This window comes from Pantoea sp. Morm (assembly GCF_016643525.1).
In the GTDB taxonomy this organism is placed as follows: Bacteria; Pseudomonadota; Gammaproteobacteria; order Enterobacterales; family Enterobacteriaceae; genus Pantoea; species Pantoea dispersa.
Genome location: NZ_VOQX01000147.1, coordinates 1 through 7052, shown reverse-complemented (window position 1 = coordinate 7052; position 7052 = coordinate 1). Strand labels below are relative to the sequence as shown.

The window sequence follows — 7052 nt, the reverse complement described above, 5'->3', positions numbered from 1 at the left end:
ACGGCGGCGTCACGCGCAGCGTGTAACCGGCTTTGCTGTGCCTGATGGCCACAGCGGCATCTGATGTCCGCTGTGGCTGCCGCCTGCCTCATGAGGAATTTCTCAGCCTGTTTTCAAGACTGGTCTTGTCGTTTCGCGGCCTTATAACACGTCAGAATGTTCTTATTCGCTGACAGAATTTTCTGTTCTCAGCTGCCAGATATTCCCGGTAAAACTTTCTGATTTGAGGTTGCTATGCCACTGCTTCTTCGTATGCGTCTGCACACGCTGCTGACTCCCGAACGCCATCTTGTCTGGCGTTTCCTGCTAACAGGTTGTGCATTTTTCTGGATTCTGCTGGTGGTTGCCGTGATGGGGCTGCGCTGAACAGTTGCTGGCTGTTGTGAGGGATGATTATGGTATTAATGTTATCGCCGCGCCTCAGTGCGCTGCTGAGTTTTTCCCGCCGGTTACTGTGCCAGCTGGCACTGGCTGCCAGCCTGCTGTTCTGGATTGGCGTGGTGGCGGCAATCGTCATCGCGTACTGACCTAATGTGCCTGTAGCCGCGCGGATAACTGTTCCGGCGGCAGCAGCGCAAAGGCGCGTTTCATCACCCGCGCCTCGTCAGCCGGGGTGCGACCAAACATCCGCTTAAACTCCCGGTTAAACTGTGAATCACTTTCGTAACCGACGCGTGCGGCGGCACCGGCGGCGGTGAGATTATCGCGAATCATCATCAAACGCGCCTGATGCAGCCGCAGCGACTTGAGATACTGAATCGGCGAGGTCTGCGTGACGCTTTTGAAATGCAGATGGAAGCGCGGAACGCTCATGCCCGCTTCGCTGGCCAGATGCGGCACATCCAGCGGCTGCTGCCAGTCAGCATGAATGCGCTGCAGCGCCCGCGCGATGCGGCCAAAATGCCCCTGATAGGTCAGCGCTGCGCGCACCGCACCGCCCTGCTCACCCAGCAACACACGAAAGCAAATCTCTTCTACCCGTGCCGGGCCTAAAACCTGCGCTTCCAGCGGATCGCTCAGCGCCTGTAACAGGCGCAGCGTGCTGTCCGCCAGCGTCTCATTTACCGGCGTCGAAATAATGCTGGCTGGTGTCTCCGCCAGCGGAATGTCTGCCGCTGCGACCTGCGTCACCAGTCGCGCCAGCGTGGCCGCATCCAGACGGATAGCCAGTCCCAGCAACGGTTCGGCGGAGGTCGCTTCAGTCTCAGCGGAGAACGGCAGCGGCACCGACAACACCAGATAGTGCTGTGCGTCGTAGCGATACATTTTGTCGGCAAGAAACGCCCGCTTCGAGCCCTGACAGATAATGATGATGCTCGGCTCATAAAGAACCGGCGTGCGCGCCCACTGCCGGTCGGCACGCATAAAGCGCACGCTGTCGAGCAGTGATGCGGTGTAACCTTCCTGCGGTGCCAGCTGGCGCAGCAGCGCGCAGGTCTGCTGTTGTACGGTTTGCGACATAACGGGTTTCCGGTGAGAGGTTCAGGCAAAGCATAGCCAGGTTTCTTCCTTACTCACAACCGTGACGAGAGAATCAGGCAATGATGCGCCACAATCCGGTCTGTTCGCTTTAGCCGGCGTTTTCCACAATAGCCTCGTCAACCAACACGAGGAAACCATCATGGCTCATTCCAATGCGAAAGTGATTATTCTGACCGGCGCCAGCAGCGGCATCGGCGAAGCGATAGCACGTCTGCTGGCCAGTCAGGGGCATAAACTGGTGCTGGGCGCGCGCCGTACCGATCGGCTGGCAATACTGTGTGATGAACTGCGTGCCAGCGGCGCGCAACTGGATTATCTGGCCACCGACGTAACGCAGCGAGCCGATACGCAGCAGCTGGCCGATTTTGCCCGCGATAAATATGGTCGGGTTGATGTAATGATCAACAATGCCGGCGTCATGCCGCTGTCGCCGCTCAGTTCGCTGAAGGTGGATGAATGGGACCGTATGCTCGACGTCAACGTGCGTGGCGTACTGTACGGCATCGCTGCCGTACTGCCGCTTATGGAATCGCAGCAAAGCGGCCATATCATCAATATCGCCTCGATTGGTGCGCTGGCGGTATCGCCGACGGCAGCGGTGTATTGCGCCACAAAATTCGCCGTTCGCGCCATTTCGGATGGCCTGCGTCAGGAATCGCGCCAGCTGCGGGTGACGGTCATTAATCCCGGCGTGGTGGAATCGGAACTGGCGGACACCATCACTGACGAGACCGCACGCGTGGCCATGCAGAGCTATCGTCAGATTGCGTTAAAACCCGAAGCCATTGCGCAGGCGGTGAGCTGGGCCATTAATCAGCCTGGCGAAGTTGATGTCAATGAGATCACGGTGCGCCCTACTGCCAGCGCGCATTGAGGCTAATGGAGCGTGGCGATTTCAGGCTGAAATCGCCCTGGCCTGCGCGTCTGGTGACAGCGCGCGCAGGCCATCACGCTTACAGCCAGCCCGCTTTTTTCAGCCGCCACCACATAACGAAACAGATCACCAGCGTGACCGCCAGCGCCGCCGGATAGCCAAAGTGGCTGTGCAGCTCGGGCATGTCTGAGAAGTTCATGCCGTACATACTGAAGATGATGGTCGGCACAATCAGGATTGCCCCCCAGCCGGCCAGTTTTTTATTCACCTCACTCTGCTGTACCGAGACCAGCGCCAGATTCACCTGCATGGCGCTGGCCAGCGTTTCGCGCATGTCTTCGGCATCAATCATTACGTGGTGCGCGTGATCCTGCACGTCGCGCAGATAGGCGCGCAGATTTTTCGGGATGATATCTTCATGGAAGCGCACCAGCTGCGGGCAGATTTCCGTCACCGGCATTGCCGCATTGCGCAACGACAGCAGCTGACGCCGCAAATGGTAAACATTTTCCAGCGTGACGCTGTCAAAGCGGGTGGTGAACATGCCGTCTTCCAGGTCAGCAATACGTTCACTCAGCGATTCGGTGATTTTGCTGTAGTTGTCGACGATAAAATCGAGGATGCAGTAGAGCGCATAGCCGGGTCCCTGGCACAGCATGGCATGATTTTTCTCGGCTTTGGCGCGAATCGCTTTATAGCCCTCAACCGAACCGTGGCGCACGGTAATCAGAAAATTTTTACCGAGGAAAAAGTGGGTTTCGCCAAAGCTGATGCGCTGGCGATCTTCCATGTGTGCGGTTTTCACCACGATAAATACCGATTCGCCGTACTGCTCAATCTTGGGACGCTGATGCGCCACCAGCGCATCCTCAATCGCCAGCTCATGCAGGCTAAACTCTTCCTGCAGCGTTTGCATGAACGCCGGATCGGGTTGATACAGGCCAAGCCAGACGAACGATTTTTCCTCTTTCAGCACTTCGCTGATTTGATCGACTTCGACATGCTCTTCGCGTTTGCCGTGGCGATACACCACGCAGTTAATCACCATTTTCGCGTTGTCCTTGTTGTACTCTCTATCCCTAATCATAGCTGCAAAGCTTGAGCTGCATTTCTATACACGCTAAATCCGCACCGGCCAGCGAAGAGGGATAAAGCGCCTCGCGCAGCGTGCTGAAACCGTGACGTAAATAAAAACCACTGGCATTCGGTGTCGCAGCCAGTGTCAGGTGGCTGAACGCGCGACGGCGTGCTTCAGCAATAATGGCGTGCATAATCGCACTGGCATAGCCTTTACCGTGGCAGGCTGGCAAAGTAAAAATCGCTTCAACGCTGCCGCTTTGCAGATCGAGAAAGCCGGTCGCAGCCACACCGTGCTTTGCATCATCAATCACATAAAAAGGATTATTTTTCACGGCATCGTAGTAAGCATGCGGTAATTCGTCCGGCGTCCATGCGGCAATGATCTCAGCGGAGTAAACCTCACGACAGCCATGCCGAATGGCCAGATTACGGATTCGCCATAGCGCCGGTGTTTCATCAATGTGGGCTAGTCGCGGCGTCATCTTTACTCCTGTTGAGCTAACTGCGGACTTGCCACAGTAGCAAAAAAACGTGATGAAAAGATAACGCCGCCGCTTACGGTACGCCAAAATAGCGCAGCAGCGCCGTCATCACCGCCGCACCGATGATTACCAGGATCAATGGCGCGCGACGCCAGGCGAGAAACACCGCGAACAACACGCCGGTCAGTCGCGCAACGCCGGCGAAATCGGTGCCCTCAAACAGCGCGGTGGTGACAGCGACAGCCAGCAGCAGCACCGTTGCCGCGTCGGACAGCATGTTGCGCACCCGTTCCGACATGTGCATCCGGCTGCCCAGCCGGTAACCGGCAAAGCGAATCGCATACGTGCCTGCAGCCAGCAGCGCGATGCCGGCAATCACTAAACTATTTTGCATCTTTGCGCTCCCGCCAGCTCAGCAAACCGAGTAAAGAAAACAGCACCGGCATACCGGCTGGCACAAAAGGCGTTGCCAGCACGGAAAGTAGCGCCCCGAGGGTGGCCGGAATGCGCGTGCGACGCTGGCGCAGCGCCGGGAAAATCAGCGCGATCAGGATGGCCGGAAACACCGCGTCCAGGCCAATCGCCGACACATCAGGAATAAAGCGTCCAATCACCGCACCGGCAATCACCGTGAGCGGCCAGATGGCAAAAATACCCAGTCCGCAAACCCAGTAAGCCGCCCGACGCTGCGCCAGCTTCGGCTGTGAAATACCGAACACCACGCTCTCGTCATTCATGATATGGCAGCCCAGCAGGCTGCGTCCGCCCTGCCCGACCAGGTCTTTCACCGCAATGCCAAACGGCAGATGACGCGCGTTGACCAGTAAACCGGCTGCGGCAGCGGTTAACGGACTGCCGCCGCCTGCCACGATGCCAATAAACAAAAACTCGGACGCACCCGCCAGCACCAGCGTCGAGAGCGCAATCGGCACCCAGAGCGGAAAACCGTCGGCAGCGGCAAGAGAACCATAGGAGAGGCCAACGATGCCGTCGGCCAGACAAACAAGGAAGATCGCTTTCAATACGCCGCGATCAAGCGGTACGGCACCCAGACGCATCACAATTTGATCTCATAACGAACAAGAAAGCCGTTATAATGAACGCACCGTACGTGTTTTACAAGATGAACAAAACGTTCGATATAAAGAACAGGAGTAATTGTGACCCCGCCCATTGCTATCATTGCCGCCGGACTGGTGCGCGAACGCCAGCGCGCCGGACTTTCGCTGACGGAAGTGGCGCGCCGCGCTGGCATCGCCAAGTCAACGCTGTCGCAACTGGAGGCAGGCAACGGTAACCCCAGCATTGAGACGTTATGGTCACTGTGTGTGGCGCTGAATATTCCGTTTGCACGGCTGATGGAGCCGGAAGTGAAAAAGATGCAGGTGATTCGGCGTGGCGAAGGCATGGTGGTGTCAGCAGAGTTAGCGGACTTTCAGGCCGCGCTACTGGCCAGCTGTCCGCCGGGCGGCCGCCGCGATCTGTACTTGATTACCAGCCAGCCCGGCGCACCGCGCGCGTCAAAACCGCATCCACCGGGTTCAGTCGAACACATCATCCTGGCACGCGGTCGCGCGCGGGTCGGCCCGATGGACGCGCCGGTCGAACTCTTCCCCGGCGATTATATTTGTTATCCCGCTGATGAACCGCACATCTTCGAGGCGCTCGACGCCGATACCATGGCGGTCCAGCTGTCGGAGCAGAATTAGACGTTATAAGCTTCAAACATGCCTTAGCTCACAGCTAAAGTTTGTGAGCTCAATCCGTCTGGTGGTTGCTGAAAGCGCCGCAACAGGCAATCTGCCAGGCCATGATAATAATCGGTAGCGCAACTGGGATTACAACGCCTGTAATGCGTTAATCAGTAAGGGCTGCTGCTGAATGAGATAAAGCATTTTTAATGCTGGTCCGGTAGGGCTGCGTCTGTGTTGCTCCCAGCTACGAATAAGATCCACGCTCACGCCCATCGCATCGGCAAACTCAGCTTGCTTTAGCCCCGCATTTTTTCTGATCAGCTTTACATCCGGCAGTTCATGACGGTGGATGCGGTTTATGTCCGGTGATTCATGGCCCTGCTCAATGGCGACCATTTCCTGCACGCTTTCCAGCAGGTCGTTAAATAGCTGTTTTTCCATAGTTTAATCTTCGTGGATCTGTGGCTTAAAGGTTTATTTGTTGAGTAAATGCTTTTAGCAGCGCTTTTTCCGTTTCATTTAAATCATCCTTCGCATTTTTGGGATAGATGAGTAACAGATAAATTCTGCCTGAACTTAGGCGGTTGTAGTAAATGATCCTTGTTCCGCCTTGTTTCCCCATTCCGGCCCGGCTCCAGCGGATCTTTCTGCATCCTCCGGTCTGACTGATGGTGGCACCCGACTCATGATGCTCCAGCAAAAAAACCTGGAGTTCCTGAAATTCGTTATCGTCTGCCAGCAGACTTTTACGAGCTTTTGAAAACACGCGTGTTTCGATAAATTCCAGATAATTACCTATCACTTTAATCGTACCCCGTACTAATTTCCAGCTATTTTTAGTACAGGGTACTGCCGCAAGGCTTTGAGCGAGATGCGCATCGTCTTAAAACCCATTAGCAATACCACTATCACAATTTCCTATGACTAAGGCGGATGATTGCGCTGCGGCGCGGTGGCATGCTGTCAGCATCATTGGCAGAACAGCAGGAACATATGGACATTATTCCCGCGCAGCCGCATCACGCGGCGGCGATACAGAAGATTTACGCCTGGCACGTGCTGCACGGCACCGCAACCTTCGAAACGGAACCGCCGGCGGAGAGTGAAATGCTGCGGCGCATTAATGATGTGCATGAGCGCGGCGGTTACTGGCTGGTGGCTGAGGAGCAGGATCAGGTGCTGGGTTACTGCTATCTCGCGCCGTATCGTCCGCGTTACGCCTACCGCTTCACGCTGGAAGACTCTATCTATCTCGACCCGCAGCAAACCGGACGCGGCATCGGTAAGGCGCTGCTGCAAAAAGCGGTGGCGCAGGCCGAAGCCGCTGGCTTTCGCCAGATCATCGCGATTATCGGTGACAGCGCCAACCAGGGCTCGCTGGGAGTACACCGGGCGCTCGGTTTTGAGCACACCGGCGTGATGAAATCGGTGGGTTACAAA

General features: G+C 56.4%; 12 protein-coding genes. 5 read left to right on the top strand and 7 right to left on the bottom strand.

Annotation, left to right across the window (positions count from 1 at the left end):
- The first annotated feature begins 234 nt into the window (after window positions 1-234).
- Together FT726_RS25505 and FT726_RS25500 are read left to right on the top strand one after the other, a co-directional pair.
- Window positions 235-366 carry a hypothetical protein gene (locus FT726_RS25505; RefSeq protein ID WP_254919537.1) on the top strand — a complete coding sequence of 44 codons (132 nt, stop codon included), beginning with the start codon at window positions 235-237 and terminating at the stop codon, window positions 364-366.
- Between the two features lie 29 nt (window positions 367-395).
- Window positions 396-527, top strand: a complete 132-nt coding sequence (locus tag FT726_RS25500; RefSeq protein ID WP_254919538.1) for a hypothetical protein — start codon at window positions 396-398, stop codon at window positions 525-527.
- Between the two features lies 1 nt (window position 528).
- On the opposite strand, the gene FT726_RS25495 is transcribed toward FT726_RS25500, so the two are convergent.
- Window positions 529-1461: an AraC family transcriptional regulator gene (locus tag FT726_RS25495; RefSeq protein ID WP_021508860.1), complete on the bottom strand. Its 933-nt coding sequence runs from the start codon at window positions 1459-1461 to the stop codon at window positions 529-531.
- Between the two features lie 160 nt (window positions 1462-1621).
- Between FT726_RS25495 and FT726_RS25490 the strand changes: the two genes are divergently transcribed.
- Window positions 1622-2356, top strand: coding sequence for an SDR family oxidoreductase (locus FT726_RS25490; protein WP_058781030.1), 735 nt, complete (start codon window positions 1622-1624; stop codon window positions 2354-2356).
- A 79-nt stretch (window positions 2357-2435) separates the two neighbouring features.
- On the opposite strand, the gene corA is transcribed toward FT726_RS25490, so the two are convergent.
- From corA to FT726_RS25470, 4 genes are all read right to left on the bottom strand, one after another.
- Complete coding sequence (gene corA, locus FT726_RS25485) at window positions 2436-3404, bottom strand: magnesium/cobalt transporter CorA (RefSeq protein WP_021508858.1); 969 nt, start codon at window positions 3402-3404, stop codon at window positions 2436-2438.
- Between the two features lie 31 nt (window positions 3405-3435).
- The gene (locus FT726_RS25480; RefSeq protein ID WP_288423605.1) at window positions 3436-3918 is read right to left on the bottom strand and encodes a GNAT family N-acetyltransferase; all 483 of its coding nucleotides are present in this window, start codon (window positions 3916-3918) and stop codon (window positions 3436-3438) included.
- A 73-nt stretch (window positions 3919-3991) separates the two neighbouring features.
- Entirely contained in the window at window positions 3992-4312 is a 321-nt protein-coding gene (locus FT726_RS25475) for an AzlD domain-containing protein (RefSeq protein WP_021508856.1), read from the bottom strand.
- Window positions 4302-4976, bottom strand: coding sequence for an AzlC family ABC transporter permease (locus FT726_RS25470; protein WP_058758973.1), 675 nt, complete (start codon window positions 4974-4976; stop codon window positions 4302-4304). Before FT726_RS25470 ends, FT726_RS25475 begins: the two co-directional genes overlap by 11 nt.
- 102 nt (window positions 4977-5078) lie before the next feature.
- On the opposite strand from FT726_RS25470, the gene FT726_RS25465 reads away from it, so the two are divergent.
- On the top strand, window positions 5079-5627 hold the full coding sequence (locus FT726_RS25465) for a helix-turn-helix domain-containing protein (protein WP_125311237.1): 549 nt from the start codon (window positions 5079-5081) through the stop codon (window positions 5625-5627).
- A gap of 129 nt (window positions 5628-5756) precedes the next feature.
- Here FT726_RS25465 and nadS read toward each other — a convergent pair whose 3' ends face one another.
- Entirely contained in the window at window positions 5757-6053 is a 297-nt protein-coding gene (nadS, locus tag FT726_RS25460; RefSeq protein WP_125311239.1) for a NadS family protein, read from the bottom strand.
- A gap of 25 nt (window positions 6054-6078) precedes the next feature.
- The gene (locus FT726_RS25455; protein ID WP_376738787.1) at window positions 6079-6414 is read right to left on the bottom strand and encodes a type II toxin-antitoxin system RelE/ParE family toxin; all 336 of its coding nucleotides are present in this window, start codon (window positions 6412-6414) and stop codon (window positions 6079-6081) included.
- A gap of 191 nt (window positions 6415-6605) precedes the next feature.
- Here FT726_RS25455 and FT726_RS25450 point away from each other — a divergent pair.
- The coding region (locus tag FT726_RS25450; RefSeq protein ID WP_346303672.1) for an N-acetyltransferase family protein at window positions 6606-7052 on the top strand (447 nt) is incomplete at its 3' end.

Coding starts and splice junctions, on each gene's coding strand:
- FT726_RS25505 (WP_254919537.1), top strand. CDS start 235: ATGCCACTGCTTCTTCGTATGCGTCTGCACACGCTGCTGACTCCCGAA.
- FT726_RS25500 (WP_254919538.1), top strand. CDS start 396: ATGGTATTAATGTTATCGCCGCGCCTCAGTGCGCTGCTGAGTTTTTCC.
- FT726_RS25495 (WP_021508860.1), bottom strand. CDS start 1,461: ATGTCGCAAACCGTACAACAGCAGACCTGCGCGCTGCTGCGCCAGCTG.
- FT726_RS25490 (WP_058781030.1), top strand. CDS start 1,622: ATGGCTCATTCCAATGCGAAAGTGATTATTCTGACCGGCGCCAGCAGC.
- corA (WP_021508858.1), bottom strand. CDS start 3,404: ATGGTGATTAACTGCGTGGTGTATCGCCACGGCAAACGCGAAGAGCAT.
- FT726_RS25480 (WP_288423605.1), bottom strand. CDS start 3,918: ATGACGCCGCGACTAGCCCACATTGATGAAACACCGGCGCTATGGCGA.
- FT726_RS25475 (WP_021508856.1), bottom strand. CDS start 4,312: ATGCAAAATAGTTTAGTGATTGCCGGCATCGCGCTGCTGGCTGCAGGC.
- FT726_RS25470 (WP_058758973.1), bottom strand. CDS start 4,976: ATGCGTCTGGGTGCCGTACCGCTTGATCGCGGCGTATTGAAAGCGATC.
- nadS (WP_125311239.1), bottom strand. CDS start 6,053: ATGGAAAAACAGCTATTTAACGACCTGCTGGAAAGCGTGCAGGAAATG.